Source organism: Pseudomonas salicis, from assembly GCF_057128705.1.
In genome coordinates this window covers 577612-594840 of sequence record NZ_JBSKHU010000001.1, presented here as the reverse complement: position 1 = coordinate 594840, position 17229 = coordinate 577612, and the positions used below count along the sequence as shown (strand labels likewise).

16 protein-coding genes and 2 pseudogenes are annotated in these 17229 nt (G+C 61.8%); 4 read left to right on the top strand and 14 right to left on the bottom strand.

Annotation, left to right across the window (positions count from 1 at the left end):
* The 12 genes and pseudogenes from ACWKWE_RS02760 to ACWKWE_RS02705 all read right to left on the bottom strand — a co-directional run bounded on the left by ACWKWE_RS02760 (position 1) and on the right by ACWKWE_RS02705 (position 9972).
* Positions 1 to 430 (bottom strand): annotated as a pseudogene (locus ACWKWE_RS02760) (type III secretion protein).
* A complete protein-coding gene (locus tag ACWKWE_RS02755) occupies positions 417 to 641 on the bottom strand; it encodes a type III secretion protein (protein ID WP_166594299.1) in 225 nt (74 codons plus the stop codon). The pseudogene ACWKWE_RS02760 and the gene ACWKWE_RS02755 overlap by 14 nt, the downstream one beginning before the upstream one ends.
* Before the next feature lie 278 nt (positions 642 to 919).
* Positions 920 to 1495 carry a type III secretion system stator protein SctL gene (gene sctL, locus ACWKWE_RS02750; protein WP_483849538.1) on the bottom strand — a complete coding sequence of 192 codons (576 nt, stop codon included), beginning with the start codon at positions 1493 to 1495 and terminating at the stop codon, positions 920 to 922.
* 23 nt (positions 1496 to 1518) lie between these two features.
* A complete protein-coding gene (locus tag ACWKWE_RS02745) occupies positions 1519 to 2067 on the bottom strand; it encodes a type III secretion protein (protein WP_256665096.1) in 549 nt (182 codons plus the stop codon).
* Complete coding sequence (gene sctJ, locus ACWKWE_RS02740) at positions 2067 to 2870, bottom strand: type III secretion system inner membrane ring lipoprotein SctJ (protein WP_483849537.1); 804 nt, start codon at positions 2868 to 2870, stop codon at positions 2067 to 2069. Before sctJ ends, ACWKWE_RS02745 begins: the two co-directional genes overlap by 1 nt.
* 10 nt (positions 2871 to 2880) lie before the next feature.
* Positions 2881 to 3255 carry a type III secretion system inner rod subunit SctI gene (gene sctI, locus ACWKWE_RS02735; RefSeq protein ID WP_166594296.1) on the bottom strand — a complete coding sequence of 125 codons (375 nt, stop codon included), beginning with the start codon at positions 3253 to 3255 and terminating at the stop codon, positions 2881 to 2883.
* A 38-nt stretch (positions 3256 to 3293) separates the two neighbouring features.
* Complete coding sequence (locus tag ACWKWE_RS02730; RefSeq protein WP_166594295.1) at positions 3294 to 4379, bottom strand: harpin HrpZ family protein; 1086 nt, start codon at positions 4377 to 4379, stop codon at positions 3294 to 3296.
* Between the two features lie 53 nt (positions 4380 to 4432).
* A complete protein-coding gene (locus tag ACWKWE_RS02725) occupies positions 4433 to 4741 on the bottom strand; it encodes a type III secretion system major pilin HrpA (protein WP_166594294.1) in 309 nt (102 codons plus the stop codon).
* A 303-nt stretch (positions 4742 to 5044) separates the two neighbouring features.
* A complete protein-coding gene (locus ACWKWE_RS02720; protein ID WP_483849536.1) occupies positions 5045 to 5956 on the bottom strand; it encodes a sigma 54-interacting transcriptional regulator in 912 nt (303 codons plus the stop codon).
* Between the two features lie 85 nt (positions 5957 to 6041).
* Positions 6042 to 6989: a sigma 54-interacting transcriptional regulator gene (locus ACWKWE_RS02715; RefSeq protein ID WP_483849535.1), complete on the bottom strand. Its 948-nt coding sequence runs from the start codon at positions 6987 to 6989 to the stop codon at positions 6042 to 6044.
* Between the two features lie 1086 nt (positions 6990 to 8075).
* Positions 8076 to 9173 (bottom strand): annotated as a pseudogene (locus ACWKWE_RS02710) (transglycosylase SLT domain-containing protein); the annotation flags it as partial.
* Between the two features lie 103 nt (positions 9174 to 9276).
* On the bottom strand, positions 9277 to 9972 hold the full coding sequence (locus ACWKWE_RS02705; RefSeq protein WP_483849534.1) for a GntR family transcriptional regulator: 696 nt from the start codon (positions 9970 to 9972) through the stop codon (positions 9277 to 9279).
* Between the two features lie 197 nt (positions 9973 to 10169).
* Here ACWKWE_RS02705 and ACWKWE_RS02700 point away from each other — a divergent pair, with 197 nt between their 5' ends.
* Positions 10170 to 11912 carry an IlvD/Edd family dehydratase gene (locus ACWKWE_RS02700; protein WP_166598694.1) on the top strand — a complete coding sequence of 581 codons (1743 nt, stop codon included), beginning with the start codon at positions 10170 to 10172 and terminating at the stop codon, positions 11910 to 11912.
* A gap of 86 nt (positions 11913 to 11998) precedes the next feature.
* Positions 11999 to 13360 (top strand): MFS transporter, encoded by a 1362-nt coding sequence (locus ACWKWE_RS02695; protein ID WP_166598695.1) that lies wholly within the window; start codon positions 11999 to 12001, stop codon positions 13358 to 13360.
* Between the two features lie 15 nt (positions 13361 to 13375).
* On the opposite strand, the gene ACWKWE_RS02690 is transcribed toward ACWKWE_RS02695, so the two are convergent.
* Positions 13376 to 14050, bottom strand: coding sequence for an alpha/beta fold hydrolase (locus ACWKWE_RS02690; protein ID WP_483849533.1), 675 nt, complete (start codon positions 14048 to 14050; stop codon positions 13376 to 13378).
* A 106-nt stretch (positions 14051 to 14156) separates the two neighbouring features.
* On the opposite strand from ACWKWE_RS02690, the gene ACWKWE_RS02685 reads away from it, so the two are divergent.
* On the top strand, positions 14157 to 15044 hold the full coding sequence (locus ACWKWE_RS02685) for an amidohydrolase family protein (protein WP_483849532.1): 888 nt from the start codon (positions 14157 to 14159) through the stop codon (positions 15042 to 15044).
* Positions 15045 to 15120: 76 nt separating this feature from the next.
* Positions 15121 to 16350 carry an MFS transporter gene (locus ACWKWE_RS02680; protein WP_166598698.1) on the top strand — a complete coding sequence of 410 codons (1230 nt, stop codon included), beginning with the start codon at positions 15121 to 15123 and terminating at the stop codon, positions 16348 to 16350.
* Here ACWKWE_RS02680 and ACWKWE_RS02675 read toward each other — a convergent pair.
* A complete protein-coding gene (locus tag ACWKWE_RS02675) occupies positions 16347 to 17228 on the bottom strand; it encodes an NAD(P)-dependent oxidoreductase (protein ID WP_166598699.1) in 882 nt (293 codons plus the stop codon). The genes ACWKWE_RS02680 and ACWKWE_RS02675 overlap by 4 nt on opposite strands.
* Between the last annotated feature and the right edge of the window lies 1 nt (position 17229).

Here is a 17229-nt window from a genome sequence, read left to right as displayed (position 1 = left end):
TCACACTCCCGGTTGCCAGGTATTGAGGGTTGCGCGAGGCGACGACAGGGCCGGCGTGGCGCATGGAGGTTTGCATCAGGCTGAGCATCGCGCCGCGCTGGTTGGCCAGCTGTTCGAGGCGATTGAGGGCATCCGCCGACGTGCAGGGGTTGGGGAGCCAGCTGAGCAGTACGACGCAGCGGGTCTCGGGGTCGATGGCCAAGGCACCGACGCAGTCGCAGGCCACGCTGGCACCGCCCTGCCCCAGTAACGCCTCCAGACGCTGAGGGTCGCTGCCGTCGTAGGGATCGAGCAGGTCGAGGCTGATGCGGATACCGTTTCCGTGCACCGCCAGCCGGGCGTTGGCGTCGTCGATCCAGCAGTCCAGCGGCGTGAGCGGACGTTGCTCACACCACTGGGCGAGGATCGCCGTGAACTCACTGAATTCCATCGATGATTGCTTTGGTGATGCCGTGTTTGGCGCGCAGCCCTTCGTTGAGGATCATGTTCGCCACGTTGGTTTGTTGCGACGCGTCATTGAACGCCTGAAGGTCTTCCATCGTGCCGCTGTCGGACGCGGTTTCAGCGGCGTCTTCCATGTCGCTCTGGGCGCGGCTGTAGGAATGATCGAGGTGGTTTTGCAGGGATTTGAAACTGATCATGGGACGACTCCAACGTGAAGGTTCATCCCCTGAGTGGAAGCGACGGGCGGTCCGGTTCCCTGTGACGTGACAAAAAGGCTTCAGACGCGTGCTGTAACCGTCTCCACTACCGGCAAGCTGTGCTGCTACGGAAGGTGGGGTGTTCAGGATGATGGGGCGCCGCGAAAACCTGTGGGAGCGAATTTATTCGCGAAAATAAGTACGGGCGACGCAGATCGAGTGCCTGTCCGAGCCCTTCACGAATGAAATCGCTCCCACAGTGGAGAGCGTCGATGCGCCTATGCGTCTTGCCCCAACAGCCCGCGTTGCAGGCTTGTCCAGTCAATGTCGAACGCGCCGTTGGCGTCGCTCAGGCGCAGGGTGAGAGGCGGCATAAGGGGGTCGGCCTTGAGTTGCCAGTGTTCCGAAAACCGGCTTTGCGCGAGCCAGTCCCGAAGTTCGTCGAGCTGATCGGGGTGCGCGCTGAGGGTGGCGACGGCTTCGTGGCGTTGACTGTCGGCGAGGTTGCGGATCAGCGCCCGTGTGCGCTCGGCCAGGGTGGTCTCGTCCAGCAGTCGGGCGAGCGTGGTGTTGAGCAAGTCTTCGACAGCGCTCATCGCTTCTTGCTGCAAAGCCTGCCGCTGCAGCTCGAACGCGTCCAGAAAGCCGTTGGCCTGTTCCCAGAACTGCATCAGCGCCTGGTCTTTTTCCCGTTGCGCCTGTTCGCGGGTGTCCGCAAGGATCTGCTCGGCTTCCTCGCGCGCACTGCGCAATACGTCCCCGGCGAGCTGGATATCGGCCAAGTCGTCACGCCGCAGAATGGTGTCGAGCAGCACATCGGAAGAAGCCAGGGCGAGGCGGCGTTTGGCGAGCATGTCGAATTCCCGGAGAGAAAGAGTCAGGGTGTGCTGGCGCGCCAAACGACGGATTGCCAGAGCGTGTGCAATTTGCCGACGGGCATCTCGATCACCGCGTCACGCACGGCGCCAGGTGCCCAGTTCAAGCGCAACCGGGACCAGCAATCCTCCCCCACCCAGGCCGCCAACAATTCACGAGGATCGTGCACGGAAGCGTCGAGCCAGACGCCAGGACGCAACGCCTTGGCCACGGCGCGGCACCAGCTTTCATGAAGGGATTCATCGGTCACGCGGCCCAGGCAAATGCTCTGCGCGAGGTGCAGCGCGGCCTGCTGTTGAGCGGGATCGAGCGCCAACCATTGCATCACCGGCTCAACCGGCGCGGGAGGTTGACTGGGCGCAATCCCGACGCTGTGCAAAAACGCGCCATGCCGGGTGCGCAACACTCCTGACAGCTCCAACGTTGGCAGCCCGCTGTCCTCGGCAAATCGGGCCAGCCAGTCGCCGTGCGCCCACTGCCAAGGCGCGCACCACCACTGAATCCAGCGCTCATCCGCGTCCGTCATCGCAGCGTGCGTCGCGTTATGCATCACGCCCGCACCGGCAGGTTCGAACCCTCGCCGCGACGCAGGCCAATCCGCTGCAACAGCGCGTTGCGCCAGTCGCTGCGCAGGATCAGCACCAGCAACAGGATCACCACCAGCCCGGCAAACGGCGCCGCCCACAGCATGCTTTTCCAGAAGCCCAGGTTCGCGCTGTCCACCAGAAACGGCCCGAAATTGACCAGCCGCTCGGTGTCCTGAAACTCGGCGGCCGGCACGAACACGATGGCGAATTTCTTCGAGTCCAGCGGCTCGCCGGACATCCCCGGAATGCTGCTGGCGACCATCTGCTGAATGCGCCCGCGCACGCTGTCGGGGTCGAGCGCCGAGGTGTGTTTGATGAACACGGCCGCCGATGCGGGCTGGACCGGCTCGCCCGGCGCGACCCGTTCAGGCAGCACCACGTGAACCCGGGCCACGATCACCCCGTCGATCTGCGACAGCGTCGCCTCCAGTTCCTGCGACAAGGCGTAGATGTAGCGGGCGCGCTCTTCCAGCGGCGTTGAAATCACGCCTTCCTTCTTGAAGATTTCACCCAGGCTGGTGCGCGAATGCCGAGGCAATCCGGCGGCGTCGAGAATGCGCACAGCCCGGTTGATGTCGGCCGTGGCGACGGTGATCACCACCCCGGTTTTCTCCATGCGTTTGCGCGCATCGATGTGCTGATCGGCGAGGCTGGCCACCACATCGTTGGAGTCCTGTTCGGACAGACCGCTGAACAGGTCGGTCTCGTCGCTGCATCCGCTGAGCAGCAACATCAGGCACATCAGACCCGCAGTCAGATACTTCACGCCAGACCCTCTATTGCAGGTTGGTCAGCTTGTCGAACGCCTGAGCGCTCTTGTTGACGACCTTGGTGGTCAACGCCATTTGCAACGAATACTGCGACAAGGATCGGCTCATCTGCGCGATCTCCAGCGGGTCGTCGGTGGTGGAGGCTTTCTTCATCTTGCGCGCCGCCTGCTGGGAAAACTTGTCCATGGTGCCCAGTCGCTCGGACAAGGCACTGGCAATCTGTTCGGAAAGGTGACTCTGCTGCAGCGCCATGTCGGGGCGCATGGCCGCATTGAACAGATCGACGTCCGCCTGCGAAGGCCCGCTGACCAGTCCGTGATCAAGGTGTTGCTCAAGATCGGGGGATGGCGATTTGAGTTGATTGACGTTGGAAACGGTCACGGGTGCTCTCCGGCAGACGGGTCGATACGAAGGCTCGATCAGGAAACGCTGTTGTTGCCCGATCCGAGCAGTGCCTGGACGATGGCGTTGGCGGCCTGGCCCAGACTGTTTTGCAGATCGTGTTGCGCGAACAACGCGTTTTGCGGCGCACCGTTACCGGTGGCGCTGGCGCCATTGCCGTTGCTGCCCTGACTGGCTTCGAGGCCTTTTTCGATCAGGCCGCTCAGCAACTGACCGAGGTCCTGGGCCACGCCCTGGCTGCCCGAATTGCCCGGCTGCACGGCATCGTTCGCAGGAGAGCCGAGGCCGCTGCCGACGTTGTTCCCTGCGCCGTTGCCGGTGCTGGCATTGAGGCCCTGTTGCAGCAGACCGCTGAGCAGCTGGCCCAGGTCCTGGGCAGGATTGCCGCTCAATGCGCCTTGGCCACCGGTCGGGTCCGCCGCCAGCGTGCTGCCCGTCGGACTGCCCGCGCCGCTGCTGGCATCGGCAACGCCGCTTTGCTGCTGATCCAACTGGCCACCGAGCATGTCCAGTGCGGCACGGAAGGCGCTGGTTTCGCTCTTGTCGAGGTAGTTGTCTTCCTTGAGCTCGTTCTTCCACGACCCGGAATCCGGCGCGGGGAATTTGCTCGGGTTCTGGTCCATGAACTGCGCGACCTTGTCCAGCATCGGCATGTCGTCGGAGGAAAACTTCGTTCCATCACCCTGCTTGCTCAGAAGGTCATCCAACGAAGCTTTACCCAGGCCGTTCAGCACTTGGGACATCAGGTCCGGCTTGCCCGCGCCACTGCTGGCGCCGCCGCCCAGGCCGAAGTCCGCCGCCGCGCCGAAGTTGTCGCCCAGCTTGTCCTTGATCACGTCACCCAAGGCTGCCTTGATCATGTCGGGCGAGCCGCCGACCATCGCGGCCAGAGGGTTCATCTTTTTCATCTGGTCGCCGACCATTTTGCCGAGCGGCGAATCCTGGTCCAGGTGACCGTCTTTGGTCAGCGCGCCGGCGAGCTTGTCGATGACGTCCTTGAGCGACTGTTGCGGCCCTTGTTGACCACCGATCCCGCCGGTGGACACGACGGTGCCGATGTGCGCGTTCTGCAGCGGGTTGATACTGGCGTTGAGACTTAGCATGAAACCTCCAATGTCAGGGGGTTGCCCCCTTTTTCAGGGGGCGCTCTGAATGATCAGTAGCTGATACCTTTGGCGTTTTGCGCCTCGGCACTGATCGCCTTGTTCGAGCTGTCTTCCTTGCCGGAACGGATGGCGCTGAGGACGTCGTTGGTTTGTTTCTTGATGTCGGCGTCGGTCTGCATGGCGATCAGTCGTGCAGAGCTGGCGTCGGATTTTTCGGTCGCGGCGTTTTGCGCGGCTTCAGCCTTGGAGGGTGCGGCGGAGTCGGTGATGCTGCTTTCCTGCTTGATGCTGGACAACGCGCCAGCGGCGCCTTGGGTGAGGTTGCCGATCATCGAGATTGGGTTCATACCTACGGCCATGTCGATTACTCCTGGGTCATCACCAGCGGAAGTGCTTGGTGCTGATAGGTGGTAACGGGGGTGGGATCGGTTCCATCATCGGGTTGGAAATTTTTTTGTTGGCTTTTAGATCGTGGGGATATCCATTCGCGGTGGTGTTGCCGATTACGGTTCCGCTCTTACAGCGGGTTCTGCCTGGGGGCAGAAGGTTTCGCCTTCGGCGAGTTACTTTTGAAAAGCGACAAAAGTGACCCGCCGTAAGGGCGGAACCGATATCAGCAACACCCGAGGAAATGGATATTCACACACCTCAAAAAAACACCCTCAGACATCCAACTCCTTCATCCGGTGATAAAGCGTCCGCCGGGGAATGTTCAGCTCCTGGCTCACCGCATCGATGCTGTTGTTGTGCCGCTTCAACGCCGCCTGGATCAACACCTTCTCGATCACCCGCATCTGCGATTTCAACCCTGACGACGACTCACCCTCTTCCCCAGGCTCCTCGCCCAACAACGGAAACCCCAGCACAAACCGCTTGGCGGCCGACTTCAGCTCACGAATGTTTCCCGGCCAGTCATGGTTCAACAACACATGCCGCAACACCGAACTCACCTCCGGCATCACCCGCCCCGACTCACGGGCGGACGACAGCGCGAAGCGCCGAAACAGCGGAATGATCCGCTCACGCTGTGCCCGCAACGGCGGCAGTTTGAGCGTCAGCACGTTGAGCCGAAAATACAGGTCCCGGCGAAACCGCCCCTGTTCCACCAACTCATCCAGCGCATGCTGCGCCGAGGCGATCACGCACACATCCAGCGCAATCGGCGTCGTCGACCCCAGCCGTTCAAGCTCACGCGTCTCCAGCACGCGCAACAGCTTGGCTTGCAGGCTCAACGGCATGCTGTCGATTTCATCCAGGTACAACGTCCCGCCCTGCGCCGCTTCGATGTAGCCGACCCGGGACCGGTCCGCACCGGTGTAAGCGCCGCTGACCACGCCGAACAATTCGCTCTCGGCCAGCGTCTCCGGAATGGCCGCGCAGTTCATCGCCACCAGACGCCCCTTACGCCCCGACAACCCGTGGATGCGCTCCGCCACGGTGTCCTTGCCGGTGCCCGTCTCCCCCGACAGCAGCACATCGATGCCCAGCTGCGAAATGCTCTGGGCGATGACTGTCAGGTTCGGCACCTGATGGTCATCGGCGGGCTCATCTTCAAAAAAATCGTAAACACTCATCCCCAACCTCTGGCAGTTCACGCGCCTGCAAGCGCCCGTCGCTGCGGGCGGGCCGAGCGATTCGTGGGACAACAGGCGTCAGGTGTTACGAAAATAGCGGATCGGATACGGCAAGGCAGCTCAGGCCCAGTTCTTTCATGCGGTGATACAGGGTGCGCCGGGGAATCTCCAGCTCCTGAATCACGGCATCGAGGCTGTGTTTGTGGCGCTTCAACGCGTCCTCGATGAGCATCTTTTCGATCACCCGCAACTGGGTTTTGAGGCCGGTTTCAGGATCACGATCCGGTTCGATGTCGGCACCCAGCAATGGGAAACCGAGGACGAAGCGCTTGGCCGCCGACTTGAGTTCGCGAATGTTGCCGGGCCACGCGTGGCTCAACAGCACTTGCACCAGACCGGTGTCCGGTGAAGGAACCGAGCGGTTGAAATCGCGGGCGATGGACTGGGTGAACTGGTCGAACAACGGCAGGATCTGTTCGCGACGGTTGCGCAAGGCTGGCATCTGGATCGTCAGCACATTGAGGCGAAAGAACAGGTCGCGGCGAAACAGCCCTTGTTCCACGAGTTCATCCAGCGGCCGTTGCGCCGAAGCGATGACCCGCAAATCCACGGGAATGAACGCGGTGGAGCCCAGGCGTTCGATCCCGCGGGTTTCGAGAATGCGCAGTAACTTGGCTTGAAGGCTCAGGGGCATGCTGTCGATTTCGTCCAGGTACAACGTGCCGCCGCAGGCCGCTTCGATGTACCCCTGACGTGATCGGCTGACGCCGGTGTACGCGCCGTTGACCACACCGAACAACTGGCTTTCGGCGAGCGATTCCGGGATTGCCGCGCAGTTCATGCCGACGAAGGCACCGGTCCGACCCGACAGTTCATGAATGGCCTTGGCCAACGTGTCCTTGCCGGTTCCGGTCTCGCCGCACAGCAGCAGGTCCACGCTCAGACTCGCTGTATTCAACGCTATCTGATGAACATCCAGCGTTGTATTTGCCCCTAAAGATTCCCAGCCGCTTACATCGATTTCGTCCTTCATCGATACCTCTCAAATTGGGTGCAAGCGAGTTATTAGTACCACGCATTACAAAGGCAGCAATAATTAATTTTAGTTCCCGCGCTTGATGAGAACAGGTTCACAAGGTTCCCCAGTGATATCAATATGACTGCACTCTTCCGCGCAACTAATACATGCACAGCCCCTTTCAAACGCGTATTTAAATTTAAGACTTGCCTCGTGCAAGACAATGTTTTAACAGGGCATCGATTGCGCAAAATAATTCTCATCGCCTATCACAATAGATTAACAATCAACGGGTTATGCTACATTTCAGTGCGCCCAGCCCCCGATTTCCTGGTGCTCGCCTGAAAGCCATCACCGGCCGTGAGCGATCTAAGTTCAAACGGCTATTAGTTCTCCAAGTAACATTGTTGTGGTTGAAGTTAAAGAAGCGCGCATTTATCGATTCGTTGATACTCACTTTCTGAATACAAAGTGACTACTGCTCCCTCTCAACCCCCCTTGCTTAGCTTAAGAGTTAGCGCGGCACTTTAATTCACTCAGTCGCGGCAACTTAATGAAGTTACGCACACTTTATTTACGCCGTTTAAACATTCGGAAATCCAACTAAGGCCATTCGGATTTCCGAACGGTGCTTTATCCATTCAGCAACTCCGGCTGAACACCCTTGTATTCCGGGGGTTTGCGTGGACGCGACGTGGCCGATTTCCGCCACCTGAGGACCGCAACGCGACCTTTGTTTCTTGTCCGTGTCGACTGCGACACAACTAAGTGTCCCCAACGCGATGACGAGTGGGGAGCTGTGATAGCGAGGCATTCGCGAAACAAATACTCATGCGATGTTTCAAGATATTTCTGAAACACGATAAATCCCTCTGTATCAGCAAGGGTACAGGGGTGCGAAAAAGTTCACGGCGTATGCCACGATTTAGATGAACGAATATATGGCCCGGCGACACCACAGCAGGCTTGAAGCGCTGAATGCCTGCCTCAGGAAGGTTTGTATCCGTACGGTTACCAACACGCTTTTTTGTAGCGGTGCACCGAAGCGGGTCACGGCGATCGGTGGAGCGAGTTCCGCCCTCAGGGCGACAACCGGACGGACGGCGATACCGGCGAGAGGGTCGCCGCAAGCGCTTCGCCTGACGCCTGTGACCCGTACGGGCCCATTTTCGCAAGGCTGGCGGAAAGTTGCTGCACCTGATCCCTGGGCACCAGCAAATGCGTCGGGCCATCCAAGGTTTTCTTACGCAGGAAAGCCGGATTCAGGCCCAGCAGCACCGCTTCGTCCACCCCGGCGCTGGCGGCCAACTGGCTGAGGTCTACAGGGCGGGTCAGTTCGATGGCGGTGAAATACGGGGCATTGGCCACGGGGCTGAGCTGGACGCCGTACACCTCCGGTTCGCGCACCAGCATCGACAGTGCCAGCAGGCGCGGCACGTAATCCTGGGTTTCCTTCGGCAGGTTCAGGTGCCAGTAATCGGTGGGCAGCCCCCGCAGTTGGTTGGCTTCGACGGCTCGGCTGACGGTGCCCTCGCCCGCGTTGTACGCCGCCATCGCCAGCAACCAGTCACCGTTGAACTGGTCGTGAAGGCGTGTGAGGTAATCCATGGCCGCCTTGCTCGACGCCACGACATCGCGGCGGCCGTCATACCAGGCAGTCTGGCGCAGGTTGAAGTCGCGCCCGGTGGCGGCCATGAACTGCCACAACCCTGCCGCGTCCTTGATCGAATTGGCTTTGGGGTTGTAGGCACTTTCGACGATGGGCAGCAGCGCCAACTCCGCAGGCATGCCGCGCTGGTCCAGGCTTTCGGCGATGAAGTGCAGATAGGGGCTGGCGCGCAGGCTGGCGTTGCGCAAGAAACCGGGATTGCTCAACAGCCAGTCACGCTGGCGGACGATGCGCGGGTTCTCCCCCGTGTCGTCCACCAGGCTGAACCCCCGCCCCAGCCGTCCCCAGATATCACTGCCGTCATACGCCGCCGCCATGACGCGAGGGCGCGGACGGACGCTGACGTCCGGCGAGCGATTGAGCCCGGCCACCAGTCGCGGGGTGCGTTCGACCGAGGTCGGCAATGGGTAGCCGAGGACCTCATGGTCGAGGGTCTGGCAACCGGCGCAGAGCATGGCGAGGGCCAGCGAACCGAAACGGACATGGCGAACGAAAGTGGGCCCCAAAAGTGGGGTCGAGGCAGGTGGCATGGGGGGCGGGTCCTGGGAAGCGATTACCCTAGGTGGCCCCCGCGCCCACCCGGTTCCATAAACAGTGACTCAACAACGACGTTCCATTTACCGAGTCCGGCGATCAGGCGCTCAGGTGTTTGGGTTCGGTCTGCGTGACGAGCCCCGCACGTCGATGGTAGGCCTCGACGTACGCATCCCGCGACGGTGCCAGGTGCGCCCGGCACAACTCGACCAGGCGATGCGAGTCGCCTGCCTTGAGGGCTTCGATGATCTGCCAATGCTCGCGACGGGCTCGCTCAAGCTGCTCCGGCAGCACCAGCGAGGATGAACGAATGGAGTGCGCCCGTTGCGCATGGTCCTGGATGGCAGCGACCAATACGGGATTATCGGACAGCGCAAACAACTGCCGATGGAAGCTCATGTTGGCGCGGAACACCAACCGTAAATTGCCAGCGGCGACCTGAGCGTCGTGTTCACGTTGGGTCGCCTCCAGCGCCTGCATTTTCTCTTCCGGCACCGGGAAGCGGATCAACTGCACACACTGGCATTCAAGCAGCTCGCGAACGGCGTACAGGTCTTCGACCTCTTTGATGGTGTAAGCCCGTACCAGCGCGCCAACATTGCGTTTGCGCTCCACGAGCCCCATGCGCTCAAGCTCGACCAGCACCTGCCGGACCACATGCCGCTTGAGATTGAAACGCGCCAGCAACTCGTCCTCCACCAGCCGTTCACGCGGGTGCAGGAAACCCAGCACGATTTCTTCTTCAAGCGTCTGGACGGCCCGTTCCAGGCCGCTTTGTGGGTCATCGAATTCCATGGAATGCATAACGGGGGATTGCGCTCGGTTTGGGTGGATGGACTGCGCCAGACTGCCACAAACCCTCGTCCGCCGCAGCTTCGAATGAGCATGACGTCCAAACATCGCGGCGCTTGCATCGCCCGGCCCATTCATGATTTCATCGCCTTCACGGATTATCAATAATATCCCCAATAATAAAATCGACAGAGGTGACCATGCCTGATCACAACCCCGTCATCAAACCGCTGGGCATTCGCAAGGGCCTGACCAACTACGGCGACACCGGGTTCGCGCTGTTCCTGCGCAAAGCCTTCATCAAGGGCGCCGGGTACACCGACGACGCGCTGAACCGCACCATCGTGGGCATCGCCAACACCGGCAGCGGCTACAACCCTTGCCACGGCAATGCGCCGCAATTGATCGAGGCGGTGAAGCGCGGGGTGATGATGGCGGGCGGCCTGCCCATCGACTTCCCGACCATTTCCATCGCCGAAAGCTTCTCGCAACCGACCAGCATGTACCTGCGCAATCTGATGTCCATGGACACCGAAGAAATGATCCGTGCCCAGCCCATGGATGCCGTGGTGCTTATTGGCGGGTGCGACAAGACAGTGCCTGCGCAACTGATGGGCGCGGCCTCGGCGAATGTGCCGATGGTGCAACTGGTGACGGGCGCAATGCTCACCGGCGGCCACCGGGGTGAACGGGTTGGCGCCTGCACGGACTGCCGCCGGTTCTGGGGTCAGTACCGTGGCGATCAGATCGACGAACAGGAAATCACCGAGGTCAACGACAAACTGGTGGCGAGTGTGGGCACCTGTTCGGTGATGGGCACCGCCAGCACCATGGCCTGCATCGGCGAAGCCCTGGGCATCGTGATGCCGGGGGGCGCCTCGCCACCGGCGGTGACGTCCGACCGTATCCGCATCGCCGAACTCAGCGGGCGCCAGGCGGTGATCATGGCCCAGACCGGTCTGACGCCGGACAAAATCCTCACTGAGAAAGCCTTTGAAAACGCCCTGCGCGTGCTGCTCGCCATCGGCGGCTCGACCAACGGCATCATTCACCTCACCGCCATCGCCGGGCGCATGGGCTTCGAGATTGACCTTGAAGCCTTCGACCGCATGAGTCGCGAAACCCCGGTGTTGGTCGACCTCAAGCCTTCGGGCCAGCACTACATGGAAGACCTGCACCGCGCGGGCGGCCTGCAGACAGTGCTGCGTGAGCTGCGCTCGCAGCTGCACCTGGACACGCTGACCGTGACCGGGCGCACGTTGGGCGAAGAGCTCGACGCCGTGCCGTCGTTCAAGCAGGACGTGGTGCGCACGTTCGCCAATCCGATTTACCCGGCCGGTGGCATCGCCTTTCTCAAGGGCAATCTGGCCCCCAACGGCGCCATCATCAAACAATCTGCCGCCGACCCGGTGCTGATGGAGCACGAAGGCCGCGCCGTGGTCTTCGAGAATTCCGAAGACATGGCGGCCCGCATCGACGATCCCGATCTGGACGTCAACGCGGACGACATTCTGGTGCTCAAGAACATTGGCCCGATTGGCGCGCCGGGCATGCCGGAAGCGGGCTATTTGCCGATTCCGAAAAAACTCGCCCGCGCCGGGGTCAAGGACATGGTGCGCATCTCGGACGGCCGCATGAGCGGCACCGCCGCCGGGACCATCGTCCTGCACGTCACCCCCGAGGCGGCGCTCGGTGGCCCGTTGGCCCTGGTGCGCAATGGCGACCGGATTCGCCTGAGCGTGGCCGACCGCTGCATCGAAATGAAGGTGTCTGCGGAGGAGCTTGAACGGCGCAAGGCCGAGTGGGTCCGCCCGGTGCCGCAAGGTGCCGAACGCGGCTATCGCAAGCTGTTTTTCGAGCAGACCACCCAGGCCGACAAAGGCTGCGATTTCGAATTCCTGCGCCCGCCGCAGATGATCGCGCGAGTGCCTGCCAGCGACTGATCGCCACGGTTTTCCACGGATGTACGCCGCTGTCTCGGTCAGAGGCAGCGACGCACGGGCTCTAACAATAAAAAAGGACCGTCGTCATGACCGCTCGCCCTACCCGAATCAGGTATCTGATTCTGTTGATGCTGTTTATCGTCACCACGCTGAACTACGCCGACCGCGCCACGCTGTCGATTGTCGGGTCCACGTTGCAAAAGGACCTGGGGCTGACCCCGGTGCAGATGGGCTTTATCTTCTCGGCATTCGCCTGGGCTTACGTCATCGGGCAGATTCCCGGTGGCTGGCTGCTGGATCGCTTCGGCTCCAAACGCGTGTACGCCTGGAGCATTTTTCTCTGGTCGGTGTTCACCTTGATGCAAGGCTTCGTCGGCTTTCTCAGCGTGGGCGCCATCGTCGTGGCGTTGTTTATCCTGCGCTTCATTGTCGGTCTCGCGGAGTCGCCGTCGTTCCCCGGCAACAGCCGAATCGCGGCGGCGTGGTTTCCCACCGCAGAGCGCGGCACGGCGGCCGGGATCTTCACCTCCGCGCAGTATTTTGCGACCGTGCTGTTCGCACCGCTGATGGGCTGGATCACCTTCCACTACGGCTGGCATTACGTGTTCGTGGTGATGGGCGGCCTGGGCATGCTGATGGCGGCGATCTGGTTGAAGACCATTCATGCGCCTCGCCAGCACCCCAAGGTCAACGAAGCCGAACTGCAACACATTGCCAGCGGCGGCGGCCTGATCGAGATGGACCAGATCGGCGTCAAGAACGAGTTCACCCGCCCACGCTGGACACACTTCAAGCAACTGCTGACCAACCGCATGATGCTGGGCGTGTTCATCGGCCAGTACTGCATCAACACCCTCTCGTATTTCTTCCTGACCTGGTTCCCGGTGTACCTGGTGCAGGAGCGCGGGATGTCGATTCTCAAGGCCGGGCTGATCGCCTCGATTCCCGCCGTCTGCGGGTTTCTCGGGGGCGTGCTGGGCGGGATCATTTCCGACGCCATGCTGCGCCGGAATTATTCCCTCACGGTCTCGCGCAAAGCGCCACTGGTGCTGGGCATGTTGATGTCCACCAGCATGATCGCCTGTAACTACATCGACGCCGAATGGCTGGTGGTGGCGGTGATGGCCATCGCGTATTTCGGCAAGGGTTTCGGTGCCGTGGGCTGGGCCGTGGTCGCCGACACCGCGCCCAAGCAGATCGCCGGGTTGTGTGGCGGGATGTTCAACGGCTTCGGCAACACCGCCGGCATCACCACGCCGATCGTGATCGGTTTCATTTTGCAGGCCACCGGATCGTTCGAATGGGCGTTGATTTTCGTGGCGGCGAACGCCGTGCTGGCGATGTTCTGTTACCTGGTGATCGTCGGCAAAATCGAACGCATGCCGCTCAAGGACGAGCCTGACGTCATCGCCATGCAATCGACATCGGCGGCGCAGCGCACGCCGTGAGCGCGTTGACGGCGCCTACCCCAAGACACGGAGAAAGGACTGGATATGCTCGCTCACCTGTTCAGTGTGTTGCGTCAACAGGCTATGACCGCCGCCCTCGATCACCGTCAGCCGGGCGCCGGGCATGCCATGTGCCAGCTCATGGGCATGGTGCAGCGGGCAATCCTGGTCGTCACTGCCGTGAATGATCAGGGTCGGCAGGTCGATGCCGGGCAGTATCGAGCGTTGGTCGGTGTGCCGGATCGATTGCCAGGTCCAGGCCACCGCATCGTGGTCGGCGCCCCCTTTGACGGACAGCCGACGCTCGCGCTCGGCAATCTCATCGAGCAGCGCCGGGCCGTCGCTGCGAAACCAGTTGACCCGTGCCAGGCAGGGGGTGGCGGAAATCAGAATCAGCGCGTGGGGGCGTCGTGCACGGGGGTCGCTCAAGTACTCCAGCGCCACCGAGGCGCCCATGCTCCAGCCCGCGAGGACGAAAGGGCCGGCGTCGATCAGGTGATCGGCAGCCGCACGCGCATCGTCGACGAAACCCTGCAACCGGTAGTCGTCGGCATGGGTACCGCGAAACGCTTCGCCACGTCCACGCAAGTTGGGCGCGACGACTTCGCAGACGCCGTCGAGGCTGCGCGCCACCCCCAGCCAGCCTTGTCGCGAACCCTGAATACCGTGCAGCGCCAGCAGTTGAATCATCTGAAACTCCGAAAGAGGTGTGGGTCAGAATGCGCACGCCCATCATGGGGAAACCCATTGCAGATTATCAATGATGCAGTCGATAAACAGTCCGAGGACCCGTCCCATGCCTGATCATCGCGCGCCTGCCCCATCCACGGCGCTCTGCCTTGCGCCGTTTGAAACCTCGCAAGCCAGCACCTTCAGGGTGCCTCCCGGCGCCTGCGACACCCATGCCCATGTGGTCAGCGCCTCCAGCGAGTTCCCGTTCGCGGCCAATCGCAGCTACACCCCGCCCCCCGCGCCGGAAGCGGAGTACCTGGCCATGCTCGACCGCATGGGCATGAGTCGCGGCGTGCTGGTTCAAATCAGCGTCTACGGCACCGACAACCGCTACATGCTCGACGTGCTTGAGCGCCATCCCGAGCGCTTGCGAGGCGTGGCGGTCGTCGATGCGGATATCGATGACGCCGAGCTGGAGCGCATGCATCGCCTGGGTGTGCGCGGTGTACGCCTGAACGTGCTGTTTGGGGGCGGCGTCGGCTTCGACAGCATGGAGCGGCTGGCCGCGAGGATTGCGCCACTGGGCTGGCACATGCAGTTTCTGATGGACGTGCGTGATCTGCCTGACCTGATGCCCCGCATGAAAACACTTCCCTGCCCGGTGGTGATCGATCACATGGGTCATATGCCCGTGGCCGACGGCCTTTCGGCACCCGGTTTCAAAGCGTTGCAGCAAATGATCGGCGACCAGGGCTGGTGGACCAAACTGTCCGGTGCCTATCGCATCAGCGACCGATCCGACGGTTATCCCGACGTCACCCCGTGGGCCCGCGAGCTGTTCAAGACGGCGCCGGAGCGCATGCTCTGGGGCAGCGACTGGCCCCATGTCGCGATTGATCCCATGGTCGACACCGGGCTGATGCGCAATTTGCTCGCCGAGTGGCTGCCGGACGACGCGCAACGCCTTCGGGTTCTGGTCGACAACCCGGCGCGACTCTACGACTTCCACTGAATGAGCCCTGTGGCCGCGCACACTGTTGGCGCAACGGCCTGGCATGACAATCACCGATTTCAGGATAAAAACAACAATGAAATGGTACCGAGAGCTCGACACGAATGGACGCCGCACGTTCCTCGCTGCATTTGGCGGCTGGACCCTGGATGCGCTGGATTTCATGGTGTTCACCTTCGTCATTTCGACGTTGATGCACCTGTGGGACATCGACAAAGGCCAGGCCGGCATGCTCGGCACCGTGACCCTGTTGTCGTCGGCGGTCGGTGGCTGGCTTGCCGGTATCCTCGCCGACCGGTATGGCCGCGTGCGTATTTTGCAGGTGACGATCCTGTGGTTTTCGCTGTGTACCGTGGCCATCGGGTTTAGCCAGAACTTCGAGCAACTGTTCGTGCTGCGAGCGCTTCAAGGCCTCGGTTTTGGTGGCGAATGGGCGGTGGGGTCGGTGTTGATGGGTGAAATCGTTCGCTCCGACATCCGCGCCAAAGCGGTGGGCACCGTGCAGAGCGGTTGGGCAGTGGGCTGGGGCATCGCGGCGCTGGCCTACACGCTGGCGTTCTCGCTGCTGCCCGAAGAATGGGCGTGGCGCAGCCTGTTCTGGGTGGGGGTGCTGCCCGCGTTGCTGGTGTTGTTCATCCGTAAAAACGTCAAGGAACCGCAAGTGTTCCTCGATACCCGCAAACGTCAGGCCGAAGGCGAGGAACGGCGTTCGTTCTGGGCCATTTTCTCGCCGGGGCTGGTGGGCACGACGTTGCTCGCGGCCTTGCTGTGCACCGGGATTCAGGGCGGGTATTACGCGATCACCACCTGGCTGCCGACGTTCCTGAAAGTCGAGCGCGGCCTGTCCGTGATCGGGACCGGCGGCTATTTGCTGGTGATCATCAGCGGTTCGTTTTGTGGCTATCTGTGTGGGGCGTACCTCGGCGACCGGCTGGGTCGGCGCGGCAACCTGATCCTGTTCTCGATCCTCTCCGGGATCACCATTTACGCCTACACGCAGATGCAACTGACCAACAATCAGATCCTGTTTCTGGGTTTTCCCCTCGGTCTGGCGGCTTCCGGCATTTTCGGCGGGCTGGGGGCCATGCTCACCGAATTGTTCCCGTCCGCCTTGCGCGCCAATGGCCAGGCCTTCACCTATAACTTCGGCCGTGGCATCGGCGCGCTGTTTCCGACCCTGGTGGGCTACCTCAGCGCCAAGACCTCGTTGGGGCTGGCCATCGGCATGTTCGCCGGCGGCGCCTACTGCGTGGTGCTGATCAGCGCGCTGCTGTTGCCGGAAACCAAGGGACGAACGCTGGACTAGCGGTTCGACCAGCCTTCCACGGTGCGCACCAGATCGGTCAGGTCTCGGTGCCCGCCGTCCTGTTGCGCGGCGACGTTCCACAGTTGCCGCGCCGCGTTCCCCAGCCACATCGGCACGCCCAGCGCCTGGCATTCTTCGACAGCCAACCCGACGTCCTTGCAGACACTGGAAATCGGGAAGCCAAAATCGAAGGTGCCCGGCAAGACGTGCTTGGGAAATTTGTCCATCGTCGCGCCGTTCTTGCCGCTGCCCGCGTTGATCACCGCCATCATGACCTCCGGGTCCAGGCCGCCTTTCACGCCCGCGACGAAGGCCTCGCTGGTGATCGCGAACGCGGTGGTCGAGAGCATGTTATTGAGCAGTTTGAGCAGCTGCCCCTGCCCCGGCTGCTCGCCGACGATGAATACTTTGCCGAAGGCATCGAACAGCGGGCGCACGCGTTCCACTGCCGCCGGTTTGCCCGCGACCATCAACGCCAGCGTGCCTTTCTTCGCCCCGGCAGCGCCACCGCTCACCGGCGCATCTACGGTATCGATGCCTTTCGCGGCCAGCCCGTCCGCCACTTCCTGTTCCGCACGGGAACCGACCGTGGACAGGTCCACCAGAATGCGCACCGCATTGCCTTCGATAATCCCGTCAGCGCCCAAGGCCACGGCCTTGAAAATCGCTGGACTTGGCAGGCTGGTGAAAATGATTTCAGCGCTGTCCGCTACCTCCCGCACGCTGCCCGCGACCTTCGCGCCCAAGGCACCCAGCTCGTCCAGTGCGCCTTGATCTTTGTCGTAAATCACTAACGAGTGACCTTGTTCCAGCAGACGCCGCGCCATGGGCCGTCCCATGACGCCTACGCCGATGAAGCCCAGCAATTGATTGCTCATA